Source organism: Candidatus Saccharibacteria bacterium oral taxon 488, from assembly GCA_010202465.1.
Taxonomy (GTDB): Bacteria; Patescibacteriota; Saccharimonadia; order Saccharimonadales; family Saccharimonadaceae; genus Nanosynbacter.
The window spans coordinates 1-16,285 of sequence record CP047919.1; the positions used below are offsets into that span (position 1 = coordinate 1).

Genomic DNA, 16,285 nt, shown 5'->3' on the forward strand with positions numbered 1-16,285 from the left:
GTGAATAGTCAAGCTATTTGGCAGGGAGTGCTGGGTGAAATTGAGGTTTCAATTCCGCCATCGTCATTTTCGACCTGGTTTAAGTCGACCGAGCTTGACATTATATCTGCTAATGAGGTGGCCGTCCTATCACCCAACCCCTTCGTGTTGACACAGCTGGAAAAACGCTACTATCAGCGCATCGCTGACGGCTTGAAGCGAAGCGGCCTTGCGGTCTCGACGATTCATTTTCGACCCAAAAAAACAGCTGCTCGAAAGCAGCGCCTCAGCCGTGATGAACCAAATTCAGCGGCCGCCACCCAACCGATCATCAAGCAGTCTAAAAAATCAGCAACCAACCTCAACCCGCGCTATACCTTTGACAACTTCATCGTTGGCTCGAGTAATGACTTGGCGCACGCCGCCTGTCAAGCAATTGCCGCTAGTCCTGGCACCAAATATAACCCGCTTTATCTCTATGGCGGTTCGGGGCTTGGCAAGACCCATTTAATGCAGGCCGTTGGTAACGAGATTATTAAGCGCCAACCCTCCGCCCGCGTACTATATACCACCACCGAGACCTTTGTGAGTGAATTTCTCGACTCGATTCGCTTCAAGAAAAAAGGATTTTCCGATAAATATCGTAACGTCGATGTCCTGATCGTTGACGATATGCAGTTTATCGCCAATAAGGAAAAAACTCAGGACGAGTTCTTTCACACCTTTAACGACCTACACCAAAACGACAAGCAAATTATCATCAGCTCTGACAAGCCGCCCAAAAGCATCCCTACCCTGACCGACCGCCTGCGCAGTCGCTTTGAGTGGGGTATGACAATTGACGTGCAGATGCCTGATTATGAAACTCGCTGCGCTATCGTTACTGCCAAGGCTGGCCTGAGTAATATTGAATTATCCGCCGACGTTGTCGAATATCTCGCCACCAATTTCAAGACTAATATTCGCGAACTTGAAGGGGCGCTCAATCAACTCCTCGCCTACGCCGAGATGCAGAACATCACACCCGATGCCGAAACCGCCGAGGGATTACTTGGTAATATCAAGCGTTCTCGCCCGCAACATATCACCGCCAAGCAAATTATTGACAAAACCGCTCGCCACTTTGGTGTTGAGGTCAAGGATGTGTGTTCGCCAAGGCGCGATAAATACATCATGCAGCCACGCCAAATCGCCATGTACCTGCTGCGGAGCGAGCTCAAGATGAGCTTTCCAAAAATCGCCCAGGAGCTTGGCCGCAAAGACCACACTACCGCCATTCATTCGGTTGACAAAATTAGCAAGGAGATGCTCATCAGCGTCAATATTCGTGAACAAATTAACGACATCCGAGACAAGCTCTATGTGTAAAACCTGGGTAAAATGTGCGTATAACCAGCGACAAACGTGTGAACGACTATCCACTAATCTAGCTGTTATCAAATGGGCCAAGCAGCATCACGTGGATAATCGGCGTCTTATCCACGACACCATACCCAGCAAATCCACCGTCTTTTCCACCGACACAATGCTACTACCACCCCTATATGAACACAATCTTTACCCAGTTTCCACAGTACCTATTATTACTAACTACTGAATAAAAATAAGAAAGGGATTATAATAAGAATATGAAACTCACCGTCACCCAAGAAAACCTCGCCAAAGCCCTCGCTAGCGTTGGGCGCATCGCTGCTAGTCGTAACGAACTAGCGATACTGAATAATATTTTATTACGAACCGATGGTTCTCGGCTGGTCGTAGCGGCAACGAATCTGGAGATCGCCTCTACCCAGCATGTTGGCGCCAAGGTCGAGAAGCCCGGCTCGATAACTATCCCAGCCCGACTAGTGAGCGAGTTCGTCGCCAGCCTGCCAAGTAGCACGGTTGAATTGGAGGTTAAGGACGAGCATCTACACCTGACCGCAGATAAGTTCTCATCGGTTATCAATGGCGTCGTAGCAGACGAGTTTCCGGAGCTACCGACAGTGGACGAGCAGACAGCGGTGCGACTGGATATGAGTGCCGATGAGCTAAAAAAAGCAGTTTCGCAAACCATTATCGCGACGTCTAGTGATGCCACGCGGGCGGTGTTAACTGGTGTGTACTGGCACACCTATAATAGTGAGTTGTATCTAGCGGCCACGGACGGTTATCGGCTAGCGGAGAAGCGGCTGATGAAGTTTGATGGCGAAATTACAGCCATCGTACCAGCATCGACATTGCAGGAAGTGCTGCGGAGCCTCGACACCGAGACGAGTGATGTAAGTTTGTTTTTTGATGAAACGCAGGTTGGGTTTCGGACGGATCACCTAGAGATTGTGAGTCGGCTGATCGATGGCAAGTTTCCCGACTATCGTCAATTAATTCCTAAAATTGCCGAGACCGAGGTAACGATTAAGAAGGCTGATTTTCTGCGTATTACCAAGGTTGCTAGTTTATTTGCACGTGAGTCGGGCGGCGGCATTACTCTCACGGCTAGTCACGAGCAAGCGCTACTATCAATCCATTCAATCGCCTCGGAACTCGGCGAGAATACCTCTGAGGCTAGTGCCGAGGTGTCAAGCGACGGCGAAATTACGCTTAATTCTCGCTATCTGATTGAGTCGCTTGGCGTCACTGATGGCGAGACTATCACCTTCTCGTTTAGCGGCAAACTGTCGCCATGCGTTATCCGCGAGCAGACCCCTACGCCGGATTGTATGCATATTGTTATGCCGTTGAAGCGCTAGGTTAGTTGAGTGATCGACCGTCTTGAGTAATGGCAATTCGTCGATCATTATTGTAATCAATAGTGATATTGTAGGCTAATTTATCCTCAACAGTAACAGTAAATGATAGCGTATTTTTTCCTGATGATGTATCACGTACGATGTCTTTTATCGTTGTTTGTGTAGCGATACGTGATAGTTTGTGGTCATAAGAATAATCGCTCATGATTAGCTTCTCAATGTAGTCAGTGTCATTACCGGTTAGTTGGTCAGATAATGAATTGCCGTACTGATCCTTTTGGCCGCTCCAGTTGACAACTAGATGCGGGCTTCGTAGTCCACGCATTCGTGAAAAGTCATCATTACAGCCAAAATAACCGTATATTAGCTGATCGGTTGGTAGGCATGAAACGGTTGTGCCATATTGATACTGGGCATCCTCGTCAAGATTGGTTTTTTGTGACCACGTATATTCGACAAGATACGACTGCTGTAGGCTTTTAATATCAACAATGAAGTTAACGGTGTGGATGTCTTTCGCTTGATCGCGAGTCTGCTTGAACGACCCATCGCGGATAAGAATGTCTTTGATGGAGTTGTCTGGTAAATTGCCAGTGTAATTGTTACGGATAGCGGTATATAATGCGTGACGGATTGTTTCGAGGGTTTTAGTGTCGGTCGGTTTACCATTTGTATACGTTCTGAGGTTTTCAATGTGCATCTCTCCACCGAGGGGGTTGCGCAGCAGCAGTATATAGGCAATTGTAGCGATAGTAACAATGCCGATAAACCCCGAGATAATGAAAATTAGTTTTTTATTATAGTGCAACATTGCCACCACCTCCACCTGTGCTTGCTCCAACATAATTTGCTACTGCCGACATATCAACTTCTGGGTAGGCAAACTCATCTGGTAGGCGACCGAGCCATGCCTTTGTCTCGTTGATCTTACCTACGCGGATGAAACCAGATCCGCCACCCGATTGTGTACCATCACCGCGCCCCTTACCGGGACCACTACAGCTTGCTTGGCCAACGATAACAGTATCACCGTGAATGCCGAGGACGACACCAGTATGTCCATACCGTCCACCGTTCCAGCTAAATATTGCTCCAACCTTTGGTGTTTTGCCGGTTGGCACGCGCCTGTTACTCCTTAAGTATGACACAACCGCCTCTCCATTTCCGGGTGTATAGACGCCTTTTGTAGAAGTGAACTTGTTTAAAAAGAATACAGAGAACGACACACAATTCGAGCCGCCACCATTACAATTATTCCACAGGTAACCACCCATAGCCTTCTGGCTTTCATTGTTCTTATTTTCGCCGTAATTCATCATGAATTTCTTTGCCTGCTCTTCGTTGAGGCCGCCTTCGGAGATAGTGCCGCCTCCACCTCCACTATCATCACTGCAGTTAGTAGCGGCACCAGAAGCCGCTGCGGCTGCGATAGAAGGATCTGGCTCCCAGCTCATGGCTTTGTTAGCATAAGCTGCGCGAATATCGGTTCGTGGGATACCAGCACCAAAAAACTTCTTTACCATAATAGAGGTTGCCTCGTTTACGTTGCCCGAGGCCGTCATTTCGGCAAGAACGTTTTTACGTGAGGTCGGTGCAAGATTCTGGAGCTGCCACCAGACGATAGCTAGTTGCACCTCGAGGCTGGTAACATCACCCTGGACGCCAGCCTGCTGTTGCCAATAAAGAACGGCTACGCCCGGGTCCCATTGGGCGATTCCCCAGGCATCGCCCATACCAGCCGGTTTACTCGGGTTCCACGGGTGATACTTACCGCCGGCCTTGAGCGGATTTGGCTCGGAGCCTTTATTTTGACGAAGAATTGGGTTACCTTTTGACTCCTGATATAAATTACCAACGATTGCTGCTGCAACAAACTTTGGTGCACCTTTGGATATAAAATAATTAAATGCTTTCTTTAGATTATCTTCACCGACCAACTCTCCTGCGGCATCGCCCGCCCGCTGTGCGGCATTTGGTGAACAGTTTGTATCTTCAGAATTATTACTAAAAAGGATACTATTGTCTTCAAATGTCGCGCGCAGTTGGTCGGTATTTAGTTCGGCAAATACCGGTGAGCTCCCAAAAAGCAGCGAAATAATTGATATAACGATAACAACCCTTTGCAAGACTAATTTTCGTTCCATAATTTCCTCGCTCGCTCTCTCGCGTTATCCGGTAGTATGTTACCGTCAGTTGTCCGCCACGCCTCTCTGCCGGTTGAGTATGCGATGAGCTGTAAATTGCCGCGATCATCTTTCTTTAATATGACATATAATGTGCGCGATGGATTGGTGGTCGCAACATTGGCGGCAATTGCTTTCAGAAAGATCCACTCATTTTCGAAGTCAATTTTTTCGATAAATATTTGTCGCGGTGTTGTCGCAACTCGCAGGTTGGTAAAAGCAGCGGAGGCTGATTCGCGCAATATTTTTTCTGGGATTATAAGATTTTTAGTTGGTCCTGGATTTAATGGAGTGTTGTTGCGGATAACAACTAGAATAATGACGATTATCAGCGCAATCGCCGCGACGCACAGTCCGGCCATAATCATCAACGATCGCCTATCGTCACGTGGCTGCTGGGAGTAATAATTCATGCTATCTATCATAACGCTACTGGCTCCCCACTTGCGGTTCGAATGGTGACGGCGTTATCCGCGATAGTAAACTGCACGACATACGCGGCGGTGTTGTTAACAGTCACGGTGAATGATATTACCTTTTCGTCAAAAACTACATTAGTGATCGCTCCAGACACAAGGGTATCAGAGGTCGCATGTTTACTTACGTAGTGGCGAAGAATCGCTGCAACGAGTGAATTTTGGGTGTCATCATTGATGAATGCGGCCAGTGTTTTATTGGCGCTATTCTTCGTATCCCACCCGCTGAGGATCAACTGCTGTGTTGTTGGCTGGCCACTGCCGCCGGTTGGTCCCTCGTACTGTTTACCCTCTGATTGGTTGTTACTAGGCGATTGCGATGGGGTCGATTGGTTGGTGGGTGGTAGCAGCAGAATGACGACAACGACTGAGGCGGAAAGTGTGACAAATGATAACGTAGCAATAATTGCTGTTTTGTGTGCTAAAAGGAAGTCTCTCACGACGACTGCCCTCCAACTTTTTTCGGTCCAGTGATCACCCACATACCTGTTGTGCCATCATCCTCTTCATTTTTACCTTTATCTGCCTTTTCACCAAAGTGAAATTCGCTCGCCGCAAAACCAGCTTTATTTTCGGTGTTGGAGCGCTTATTCGGGTCGCCAACGAGGAACTTACCGTCAGCGGTCTTTCCGCGAATAAACATAATGTGACCACCCTGGATAAACGGTGTTTTCCCGCCAACCGATATGAGAACTAGGCCACCCTCGGACAGGCCTCTTGAGGCATTCTCGGCGCTTGGCTGTACTGTCTTAATCGTGACGCCAAATTTATCCTTAAATAGCTGGGCCTTACTTTCCCATATCCAATTCGAACCACAGCGTCCGCTACCCCTCTGGCCATCGTTTTGATAGAAAAACTCAGCCATTTTTTCTGGATCAACGGTTGTATTGCCGACAGTCGAGATGATAGCGGCCATAGAGGTTGGTGCGCAGCCACACTCACCAATATTACCAATACCGTATTTTTTATTCTTCCATGGCTCTTCTGACTGATAGTACATCTTAATTTGATCAAGATTTTCGCCGGTTTGGGAGTTTGAGGCGTTATTAGACTGGTTGCTGCCGACAAGTTCTTCGTCGTCTTCACCGTTGATGGAGTTTTGGATCTGATAATCCATTAAAAAGACGGAGATGGCGGCGAGGGTCCTGCTGTCGGCGGTGTCAATTGAGCCAAAGTCGGTATCGGCACTTGTCTTGCCATTTTCACCTTCGACAACAGGACGATAACCGCCACTGGAGAGCTTGCCGGTACTTTGCCTGGTACTAGATTCATCAAGGATGCAGCCGGCCATATTGGTTGAGTATTCTGCTGAACTAACATCGCTGCAAGACTCAATAAACGATTTTAGCGGTGTATTGTCTTTTATATATCCTTTACTGACTAACGCTTCGATGTCATCTTCTTTCTCGATATCAACACTTTCATCGATCCATCCAGCCTTCGCTAGGATCTCTCGCGCCTCCTCAACACCCATATCGTCCTGCTGTCTAGTAAAGCCCGTACACCCAGCGCCGGCAAAGTTCACTGCCGGGGTAACGTCGCGGCCATTAACCTCGGTTTTTAAACCAAAGTCTTCGGCATAACCACAGTAATTTGCCGAGTAGTTATCACTCGCATTGGCGGTGGCTCCAAATGAAAGTGCCATTGCTGGGAGGCGGATGATATTAGAGAAGATTGATGCGAATGAATTATTGTAACTACCAGACTGGAGCATCATCTGACGCAGGTTAAAGGTGAGGCTGCCGAGGAATGTGTGGCGACTAGAGGTGTCGAATGGGCTGAGTGAGGCGATATCGTATTCACGTTGTTGTCGCTCGTTAGCGAGACGAACTTGATTAAAACTAGAGAGGCCTTTTTTAGACAATACCGGCAGATGTTTTGCTGAGTTTGCTGCTGCAAAAAATGCACCAGCCGATGTTCCGAGCATATCACCAAACTCTTTACCCTTAGCATTTGCAATGTCATTATCGCCAACGATGGCTTTGAATATCGCCTGAACAGCTGCACTTGTGGCCGCTTTGGTTATTTCGCCTATAATGACAGAGGTAATCTGAGAGATTGCGAAATCACCCACTGCCTTGACAATACCGCCGATAAGTGTTGGCGCTGCTAGGGCTGTCGCTGCTGCATCGACGGCCATGGCAGAATACATAGCCTGATCGCTCATGATAACATTACAGGCACCTTTGGTAGCGTCCTTATATTGATACATTGCTTGGATAGCTGGATGGCGACGAACTTTAAGTCCGGGTGCAAATTTCTCAGATAGCGGAACTTTATTTTTATTGACGCCCATGGCAGAGAGCAGGAGTGGTGAATCAAGGGCTGACTCGGCTTTGCCGTCACTGCCTTTGTGGCGAGAGGTTAACATTGTACCAACGAATTCCATGCCGGCGGCAGTCATTGCGAAGCGCGGATCAAGGCCCGAAGCCTTTTGTTGTGATCCTGGTGAGAGAACGATATTAGCTATCGGTGGGATAAGTGCCGCCATTTGCGCTCCAGCGACACCGCCAACGATAAAGTCGGGCACATGTCCAGCGATACAGGCACCTGTTGCGAGGGTATAGGCCGAGCCAGCACGCCGCGCACGCTTCAGTTTTTTGTCGGCATGCGCCTTGGCTTTGTTGCCAGACTCTTCGATGTCTGCTTGGTTTACTTTATCGTCAGCACGATATTCTTCGGATGGGGTCTTCTTTTTTTCACCGTCAGAACCTGTTGGGCCTTGATTTTGTCGGTTATTCTTTTTGTTTTCTTCGGCCCACGTGGCCGCTCCCCCGTTTCGCTTTATGCGCTTAAATTTACTAAAGAACTTTTTGGCGAGATATTTACTTGACCAAACGCGAAATCGCATATTAAACGCACCGGATCGACCAAGGACTTTGGCGGCAAGACCGCGGTTTTCTTTGGCACTTAAAAAACCGGGCAGATCCTGGGCCTTGATATGTTTACCGTCAACGATGAACTTTTCTGGGTTACCACTGGGGTAGCCAAGCCTTTTTAGATTAAGCGGATTGCCTTTAGCATCGGCCGCTACAACGCCGTGCTTTGCGAGACGTCGTAGGCCTTTGTTCGAAATCGTGCCGGCCTTGCACTTCATCTTTTTACTGTTACAGACACCAGGCTTTGTTATCATATTCGCCAAGTTTTTTGCGAGACGCCGTTCAGAGACAACTGAACTAGAATCGTTGCCAAGGGTTAGGTTTTCCATGAGGTTGATGAGCATTGATGCCGGACCAAACACCGAAGCCAGCAGACCGCCGCCAACACCAAACATTATCATCAGACCAACAATACCGCCACGTTTTTTAGCAAGAGCAATGAGCTTGGCACCTCGACCTTTAGGCTTATTTCGCTTGGAGCCTCCCGGCTGATAAAAACCGCCGGGTAGACTCTGGTTTGCAGCACTACTCTCTCTATCTGCTACTTTTTGTGCAGCCTCGCCAGTGCTATCTTTTCGGCCTGCCTGGTAGCCGAACTGGTCATTATCAAGGCTATCATCTCGTAGACCGGCCTCTATCTGGTCGAGCGCTGCTTGCTCACCAGCATTCAGTCGCTCCGATGAATCATCATGTAGCTCAAACGGATTTGCTCGCGCATCAGCATCGGGATCGGTCGTGGTGTCAAATCGTGGCGGTTTTGTTGCTGTTGCCATATGCCTCCAATTATACTACACTGCCCCGTACCCGCCGAGCGGCGTTTCTGATGGTAGTTGGTGTCGAGAGATCGGCGAGGTGTTGATGAGTTCGTATTCGGTATCGCTGGCCTGAATCTGGATGTGAACGTGGTTTTGTCCGGCAAAGAACAACCCCTGCCCCACGGGGAAATTGGCGAGGCGTTTTTGCTCTTCCTCGGTTAGTTTGAAGACACTGGAAAGGACATCAACGGCGCTGGTTGACTGCTTGAGCAATAGCTGCATCGACGAGTTGGCGACGATGGCTCGGCCCATTTTGCTACCCATAAAGTCCTCGACGTCCTGGGTGATAGTCGTGAGGCCGAGCTGGTATTTGCGGGCGCGCTTGGCGAGAGAAAACAGGAAGTTGGCCGAGTCGTCGTAGCGCATCAGCTGCCATGCCTCATCGACGATGAGCATGCGCCGCTTTTGGTCGGTGCGTGTAATATTCCAAATGTGATTGAGGACAATATACATGGCGATCGGCCGCAGCTCGTCCTCGAGATCGCGGATATTAAAGACCACCATGGTGTTATTGATATCGATGTTTGATTGCTGACTAAAGATACCAGCGAACGTACCCGAGGTAAACTTGCGGAGCCGCTGAGCGAGGCTTGGCCCGGTGCCACCCATATGAAGCAGCGTATCGTAGAGATCGGCGATGGTCGGTGGCGTCGAGTGATGGGTCAACGGGTCAGCGGTGATGCCAACGCGAGCATAGGTGTCGATCAGCGCTTGGTCAATATCAGCCTCCTCGGCGGCCGTCAGTCCAGCGATAATCTGTCCGCCCGCTGTCGTCTGTGAGCCGCCCAACATCTGTCGCAGCAAGCCATGCAGCGTCACTAAATTCGCCCTCAGCGCATCGTCCGCCTCATCGGTATCAATTACTCGCGGCAGATCAAACGGATTGATGCGGGTGTCGCTGTTGAGGCTGAGTCGAATGTAGCTACCGCCAACGGCGTCGGACAGCTTCTGGTATTCGTTTTCTGGGTCGATGATCACGATGTCTGAACCAAGCATCATGCTGCGCAGCGCCTCCAGTTTGACGGTGAACGACTTACCGGCACCAGATTTAGCGAACACCACCATGTTGGCATTCTCGAGAGAAAAGCGATCAAAAATTACCAAGCCGTTATTATGCATATTAATACCATATAGCACACCCTTGCCATCGGTTAGATCGGCCGAGGTGAACGGAAAGCTGGTAGAAATAGCGCCAGTATTCATGTTGCGGCGAACCTGGAGCTGGTCGGTCAGCTGTGGAATAGTGCTGTTGAGGCCCTGCTCCTGCTGGGCCGAGGCAACCTTAGAGAATACCAGTTGTTGGCCAAAAATTGTCTCGATCTTGTGCTGGATAAAGTTGAGTTCATCAATGCTGTCGGCATAAACCGTAATGTAAAGGCCAAAGCGGAAGAACTTTTCCGAGCCGATCTGTAACTGATTGCGTAGTTCCTCGGCGTCCTGCAATGCTGCTTCCATCGCTGGGTCGCGCACCTTGCCCTTCTCGGAATTGATACTGAGGCTGGCCTCGAGCTGAGTCACTTTCTTGCGTAAGTTGTTGAGCACCACCTGGGTATCAACCGGGTAAATGAACATGCTGATGTCCAGCACCTCGTCGATGTTGATCACCGAACTGAGCCAACCGGTGTATAGCTCGCGCGGATAGCCGTAGACGTACATGGTGCGGCCGTACTTTGAGCCAAGGCGGAAATGGTCGGATTTGAGCTCGAGGCTGCTCGGGGCGATGAAGTCACGCAGGGTTCTCACACCGGTGAGAAAAGCCTGCTCAACCTCGGCCTGCTCGCGAGCCCGCTGTTGGGCGGCGATATCAATGGCGTCTAGCTTCTTTTTCCTAGCCATGCCGTGCTCCTCCATACCCACGTGGCGACTCGCCCTGCCCCTTGCGGACATAGGTCGTTGCTAGCTCATCGGCGCCAACGCTCAATGGTTGTTGCGGTGCCACATCAGGGTTGTATGAACTATAGAATAATTCGCCCAGCTGTTTGGTGTTAAGCTGCGAACTCTTCACGCCCATCTGAAACAGCCCGCTCATTACCGAGTCAACTCGGTTCTTAATTTCATCCTTGGCCTTTTCGTAGGCGGTCTGCTCGATCTTGGTGACGACATTGTCTTTCTTGCCGCCAAAAAAGCTATCGAACAGACCCTTGGCCTGCTGTTTGATAACTTGCATGTCGCCGCTCTGATAATACGGCACCACGATATAAAAATCCTTGTCCATAATATTGGCCTCTTGGGCGAGGACATCGATGAAGTTGATGTAGTCATCCATCAGCACGTTCAGGAGCATATTGTCTTGGTTGCGGCGAATGTCAATCAGCCGGTCAATATACGGCCCGATGTCAACGCGCCGTGAGCGAATGAGCACTTGAACCGGAAAATATAACGAGTTAAGGAAGTTTTGGTAGCTAAATTCAATTCCCTCGCGCTCGCGGCCACTCATCAGATCGAAGTTGATTGACTGACATTGAACAATCGCCCGAAAGCTGCCGTCATTCATGATGATCATGTTCTCGCGCATCTCAGAAAATAGCAACGTATTCTGGGCGCTGGTCGGGCCTTTTTGTTGAGGTTTTGCCTGGCCAGTCGGCTGCTTGGCGGGTTGTTGCGGGGTTTGCTGTGGCTGGTTGGCCTCGGGTGTGGACGGTGGGTTGGGGGCTGGTTGCGCTGTCGGCTGTGCGCTTGGCATCGGCTGTGGCTGGGCTGGCGCCTGCGGTAATTGCTGTGGCAGCGGGCTGAACTGATCAGGGTACTGAGCGTACGGTGAGGTTGGTTCTGCGGAGACTGAGTCAGGCCCAGAGGCAATAACCCCCGGCATAGTTGGCGGATTTGACGGTGCACCAAACGGTGGTGCAGCGGCTGCATTTGGTGGATAGTGATATGGTTGCTGTTGCTGATCTGGTTGCATAGACATCCCACCTAGTGAAGCGAAATCACGACTTCCTTATCATGTTCTTTTTGGATGCGACCGGCCTCTCGTTGGAGCGAGGCGACCGACAGATCGCTGTGATTACGCGCTAAGTCCATTATAGCAGGCGAGACGGGTGCTGTGCTAGGGGGCGATGCCTGGTCGGTGCGGGCCGTCGCGGTCGTCTGCTCGCTGATGGGTGTGATAATAGACTGCTGCATGGTTGGATAGGGGTTGAAGGTCGAGGGTTGCGGCGAGGGGGCTTGATCGTCTCGGCTGTCTTGGGTAGTCGGGGTGGCTTGGGCCCGCTGCATTTGCTGGACAATTTCATCATGGCGTCTTTCGTCGGCTCGCTCAATGAGTGTTTCAAAGGCGCGGGCTGTCTTGCTGCTTGGGTCGAGCGGGTCTTGGGCGGTTTGGGCCTCGTTGTACCAATCCGCCTGCATTGAGCTGTTCATCACCGAGCTATTTGGATTATCGACGCCGCGCACCGACCAACCGTGCGTGTCCACCAGCGTCGCCAGATACGACAGCCGGCGATTGACCTCGGCCTGGTCATACCCCTTGCCGTATTGCTTTTCCTCAACCCGCGGGGCGATCACCTCGACCATTCGCTCAATGCCATCGGCTCGCCACAGTCGCTGCTTGGGCTTGAGGATGAACGAAATAACCGCTGCGAGGTACACCTCCATCGGCTGATCCTTGCGCAGCGGCAAGGCTAATGCTCCGAAAAACAGTGCAACCGGCACCGGGATAATCGCCAGTGGCGGCAGCACCGAGAACAGTCCCCACGCCAGCGCAATCATGCCGATCGCGACGATCAAGAAAATAAACTGCTTGAAACTAAACGGCCCGAGCAGCTTGTCTTCAGCTTCCACATCTTGGGGAACTTTGTAGACAGCCATTGGGTACTATTATAGCAGATTTTGAATGCCTTTGAGGGCGTCTTCTTGCTCACCGCTATATCGCCCCGCGTAGTTTCGATGGGTGAGGAGGGTGGTAATATTCTTGTTAAGCTTTTTCTTTGCCTCAGGGGTTAACTGTGCAGCAATATTGTACTTTTGCATCATATCAAGTGTATCCTCGAGGAATACCGCATCGCTTGCCAGGGCCTTATCAGCACTTAACTTACCCTTCTCAAAGGCCTTTATCATATTGCGCACCTTGAAGGCGTCACCAGTATCCTTGATGGCATTGGCTTGTATATCAACACACTCTGATCCACCCAGCCACCATGGTCGTGCACTATTATTTTTCAATGCAACACCAAGTTCTTGGGCGAGGTCGTCTGTCAAATTGTTCATCTGCACCTTGCTGAGCATATCGAGTAGCGGTTTAGCACCACGACTGCTTGCGATCTTGCGACCGGCCGCATTCCTGATGTCGTCGGTTGCTGGGATATTGCCAACAGCATTGCCACCGATGAGACTTACTGTGTCGGCATCGCTCACGTTGCTGCCGTTGAGAATAGCGGTGGCATTCTTGACCGATTCTTCATAGGCGGCACTCACCGTTTGAGCGGCAGCAGCGGCGGCGCGTCGCGACCCAAGATCATCACTCATACCTGGAATTGATGCATAGTAAGCGTCCTCGATACCACCAGCAGCTGATCGAAGTGCTGCGCCGGTATCATCATCACGCATGGCACGAGCGAACTGATCGTTGAGGACACGATCGATGCCGCTCTTGCGTAGGCCCTGGACCGCTAGAGTTTGATGGGAATCGCGCGCTCGTTGTATGGCTTCTTGGACTGCGGTGTTATCGGCAACATTTTCTGGCAATTCTCCGTGTCCAGTTTGAAGCGCCGTAAAGCGATTGTCGAGCACCTGTTTCTCAGCATCAACCATCTGACGAATGGACCGTGATTGGAAATCCTGAATGATAGCCGCCTGGTTGGTGCTTTGATGTGCGTTCCATGCCGACTGCAGCTTCCCTTCGACAATATTTTTATCTTCTCCAACAGAGCGCCTGAACTGATCAATCTTAGCATAGGAATCAGTCCCCTTTCGTATAACATCAGATTGATCTTGCAACTCTTTGAGCCTATCCTTACGATTTTGTGATGACTGTGCCAGCCTGCGTCGCCATGCCGTTGGGGTAAATTTGCTGTCTGGACGTTTGTTGAGTTTTTTGTGTTTCGTAATCTCGCTTTGCTCTTTTGCCCAGTTCTTAGATCGGTCGAATAGGCCCTTGCTGCGATCATTAACGAGGCCGGTGAATTTGCCGAGGAGTCCGCCGCCCAACTTGATCATTAACGGTGTTAGGGCGAGTGGCGCGATCTGGACCGCCATACCGAGGATATACATCACTGCCCCGTTCGGTCCTGCGGCGTTTTGCATAATGACTGAGCCTGCGAGCTGCGCTCCACCGAAGGCCGCCGCAAACCCCGGGAAGAATATCAGCATCGTCAAGAAGACATCTTTCCACTTATCAAACCACTTCTCCGTACCCGGTAACAAATAAGCCACAAAAGCCAGCGGTGAAATGATGATCAAAATAACGATCAACGCCTGACGGGCGGCCATAATGATAACAACGAGAAGAATAACGAGTCCAATGCCGCACAAAAGCGGCACAATAAAAGGAAGCAGCTCGGCCCGCATGACGATTCCCGCAGCCAGTGCCGCACCGCCGGCAGCACCTCCCAAAATCTGGAAGGTGACCTCTTGCCAGGTCATGGGTTCAGATGCTGGTGCAGATCCGCCCAGGGTGGCGACTGTGTTACGAATATTCATGAACATGTCTTGGAGTGCACTTCCGGCGATGTTTGACAGGTCGAGGAGTATGGCGCAGACGTGGAACGACAAATTGACTAGTACCGCCGCGACAATTAAGCGAGGCAACATCTTTTTGATGCCATAATTGGAGATGCCCATAGAAGTAACTTGTGAATAAATAATGACTATGAACATAATGATAAAGATACCGTTGGCAATGTTGCGAACGATATTCCAAGCCAGAAAGATTCCACTGGTCTGATTACCCGTCTGAAGCGGTGGCACCACGAGGAAGCTTTTAAGCACCCCAAACATCCAGTCGATGGAGCTAGCTAACCACGCCGAAACAGGACAAAGGATCCAGCCGATGCCGCCAGCAACTTCACACGAAGACGCAGAGTTTTGGCTCGGAGGGTCAATTGATAGTGTGGTCGATTCTTTCTTTGTGTAGGTGTTTGGCGCAGTATACGTGAATGTCGTTAGGGACACCGAGGTCATTGATCCGAGGTCGCCTGTTGACGGAAAGTGAATGACGCGGACGTCTTGGTTATTGGTCACAGTTTTCTTGGACATGTAGACCACTTGGTCAGGCCCTAAGTTAAGGGCCTTTAGTTTGTCGACGTCGGAAACTCGCTCAAAGGTTTCGTTGTCGTAGGATATTTTGCTACTATCCCATTTCGCGTCCGCCGCCAACGCCTGGCCTGAGGTTACGACCGTACTCAAAAAAACACTGACTAGGAGGCCCACCGCCAGCAATATAAACCACTGCAACCATCGCATTGACGATCGCCCTTGTGAACGTAACCACTCCATTACCGACAATGGTAGCATTTTTACAGAGAAAAGTCAATAGTTTTTAGCTGGCGGTAGGTGGATTATTGTTTCGATTATCGCGGTTATTTTGATTATTTGGCGGTGCTGAAGGCGGGGATTGCGGTGGGGCTGGCCCTCTGCCCGTTCCGGCAACGAATGTTCTCCCCGTTGGGGTGTCTGACGGGACTGCCTCGGTGATATTGTTAATTTCTACCGTAGAATTAATCGCATTTTTGACATCATCTGCTGTTACGCCACTCATATCATGTGGCACTCGTAGCTCCTGAGGTTCGGCTACTCTATCGCTGTTTCGTATATTTTCAAGCTCTTTGCGCGCACTACCCGATATCGAGGTATTAATACGTTTATTGTCAAGCACTGAGGCTGCCCTCTCGGCGGAAACACCGACCATTTTCTGGCCACTTTTGGTGAATTCAGTTTCACCAGCAACCTTAATGGCACTGGATGTCTGTCGCGCCAATTTTTCATCACTTAATCCGCTGACTCCCTTGGCGGTCAGTTCGGCCATTTGTTGCTGGCTAAAGCTGACCGAGGTTGCCCCGTTCTGTTCCATTTGGTCAATGGCCGTTCTACCCATTTCAAACAGGCCGGCATGGTCATCTTTCATTCTGGTGAGGGTTTCCGCCATGCGGCGGTTGCTGATAGTTCCACCACCCTGGAGATACTCGTACATTTGTTCGGCACCGTGCTTACCAGTTGACTCTAATTTTTTAAAGGCAATGTGTTTAAGTATCTCATTGTCTCCGGCGCCCCTCAGTGCAGCGGCTGCAT

11 protein-coding genes are annotated in these 16,285 nt (G+C 50.3%); 2 read left to right on the forward strand and 9 right to left on the reverse strand.

Features of this window, described 5'->3' with window-relative positions; genetic code table 11:
- Positions 1 to 1,347, forward strand: coding sequence for a chromosomal replication initiator protein DnaA (gene dnaA / locus GWK76_00005; protein ID QHU91734.1), 1,347 nt, complete (start codon positions 1 to 3; stop codon positions 1,345 to 1,347).
- A 260-nt stretch (positions 1,348 to 1,607) separates the two neighbouring features.
- Positions 1,608 to 2,708, forward strand: a complete 1,101-nt coding sequence (gene dnaN, locus GWK76_00010; protein ID QHU91735.1) for a DNA polymerase III subunit beta — start codon at positions 1,608 to 1,610, stop codon at positions 2,706 to 2,708.
- A 1-nt stretch (position 2,709) separates the two neighbouring features.
- On the opposite strand, the gene GWK76_00015 is transcribed toward dnaN, so the two are convergent.
- The 9 genes from GWK76_00015 to GWK76_00055 all read right to left on the reverse strand — a co-directional run bounded on the left by GWK76_00015 (position 2,710) and on the right by GWK76_00055 (position 15,493).
- Positions 2,710 to 3,552, reverse strand: a complete 843-nt coding sequence (locus tag GWK76_00015) for a hypothetical protein (protein ID QHU91736.1) — start codon at positions 3,550 to 3,552, stop codon at positions 2,710 to 2,712.
- Positions 3,506 to 4,852 carry a CHAP domain-containing protein gene (locus GWK76_00020; GenBank protein QHU91737.1) on the reverse strand — a complete coding sequence of 449 codons (1,347 nt, stop codon included), beginning with the start codon at positions 4,850 to 4,852 and terminating at the stop codon, positions 3,506 to 3,508. Before GWK76_00020 ends, GWK76_00015 begins: the two co-directional genes overlap by 47 nt.
- Positions 4,837 to 5,304 (reverse strand): hypothetical protein, encoded by a 468-nt coding sequence (locus GWK76_00025; GenBank protein QHU91738.1) that lies wholly within the window; start codon positions 5,302 to 5,304, stop codon positions 4,837 to 4,839. Before GWK76_00025 ends, GWK76_00020 begins: the two co-directional genes overlap by 16 nt.
- Positions 5,305 to 5,312: 8 nt before the next feature.
- Positions 5,313 to 5,807, reverse strand: a complete 495-nt coding sequence (locus tag GWK76_00030; GenBank protein ID QHU91739.1) for a hypothetical protein — start codon at positions 5,805 to 5,807, stop codon at positions 5,313 to 5,315.
- Positions 5,804 to 9,019, reverse strand: coding sequence for a hypothetical protein (locus tag GWK76_00035; GenBank protein ID QHU91740.1), 3,216 nt, complete (start codon positions 9,017 to 9,019; stop codon positions 5,804 to 5,806). The genes GWK76_00030 and GWK76_00035 overlap by 4 nt, the downstream gene beginning before the upstream one ends.
- A 15-nt stretch (positions 9,020 to 9,034) precedes the next feature.
- The gene (locus tag GWK76_00040; GenBank protein QHU91741.1) at positions 9,035 to 10,897 is read right to left on the reverse strand and encodes a DUF87 domain-containing protein; all 1,863 of its coding nucleotides are present in this window, start codon (positions 10,895 to 10,897) and stop codon (positions 9,035 to 9,037) included.
- A complete protein-coding gene (locus tag GWK76_00045; GenBank protein ID QHU92542.1) occupies positions 10,890 to 11,327 on the reverse strand; it encodes a hypothetical protein in 438 nt (145 codons plus the stop codon). Before GWK76_00045 ends, GWK76_00040 begins: the two co-directional genes overlap by 8 nt.
- A 647-nt stretch (positions 11,328 to 11,974) precedes the next feature.
- A complete protein-coding gene (locus GWK76_00050) occupies positions 11,975 to 12,868 on the reverse strand; it encodes a hypothetical protein (GenBank protein ID QHU91742.1) in 894 nt (297 codons plus the stop codon).
- 9 nt (positions 12,869 to 12,877) lie between these two features.
- A complete protein-coding gene (locus GWK76_00055) occupies positions 12,878 to 15,493 on the reverse strand; it encodes a hypothetical protein (protein ID QHU91743.1) in 2,616 nt (871 codons plus the stop codon).
- Between the last annotated feature and the right edge of the window lie 792 nt (positions 15,494 to 16,285).

What these genes read in the sequence shown, in the direction of transcription:
- dnaN (QHU91735.1), top strand. Translation starts at nt 1,608, where the DNA reads ATGAAACTCACCGTCACCCAAGAAAACCTCGCCAAAGCCCTCGCTAGC.
- GWK76_00015 (QHU91736.1), bottom strand. Translation starts at nt 3,552, where the DNA reads ATGTTGGAGCAAGCACAGGTGGAGGTGGTGGCAATGTTGCACTATAAT.
- GWK76_00020 (QHU91737.1), bottom strand. Translation starts at nt 4,852, where the DNA reads ATGGAACGAAAATTAGTCTTGCAAAGGGTTGTTATCGTTATATCAATT.
- GWK76_00025 (QHU91738.1), bottom strand. Translation starts at nt 5,304, where the DNA reads ATGAATTATTACTCCCAGCAGCCACGTGACGATAGGCGATCGTTGATG.
- GWK76_00035 (QHU91740.1), bottom strand. Translation starts at nt 9,019, where the DNA reads ATGGCAACAGCAACAAAACCGCCACGATTTGACACCACGACCGATCCC.
- GWK76_00040 (QHU91741.1), bottom strand. Translation starts at nt 10,897, where the DNA reads ATGGCTAGGAAAAAGAAGCTAGACGCCATTGATATCGCCGCCCAACAG.
- GWK76_00045 (QHU92542.1), bottom strand. Translation starts at nt 11,327, where the DNA reads ATGGATGACTACATCAACTTCATCGATGTCCTCGCCCAAGAGGCCAAT.
- GWK76_00050 (QHU91742.1), bottom strand. Translation starts at nt 12,868, where the DNA reads ATGGCTGTCTACAAAGTTCCCCAAGATGTGGAAGCTGAAGACAAGCTG.
- GWK76_00055 (QHU91743.1), bottom strand. Translation starts at nt 15,493, where the DNA reads ATGGAGTGGTTACGTTCACAAGGGCGATCGTCAATGCGATGGTTGCAG.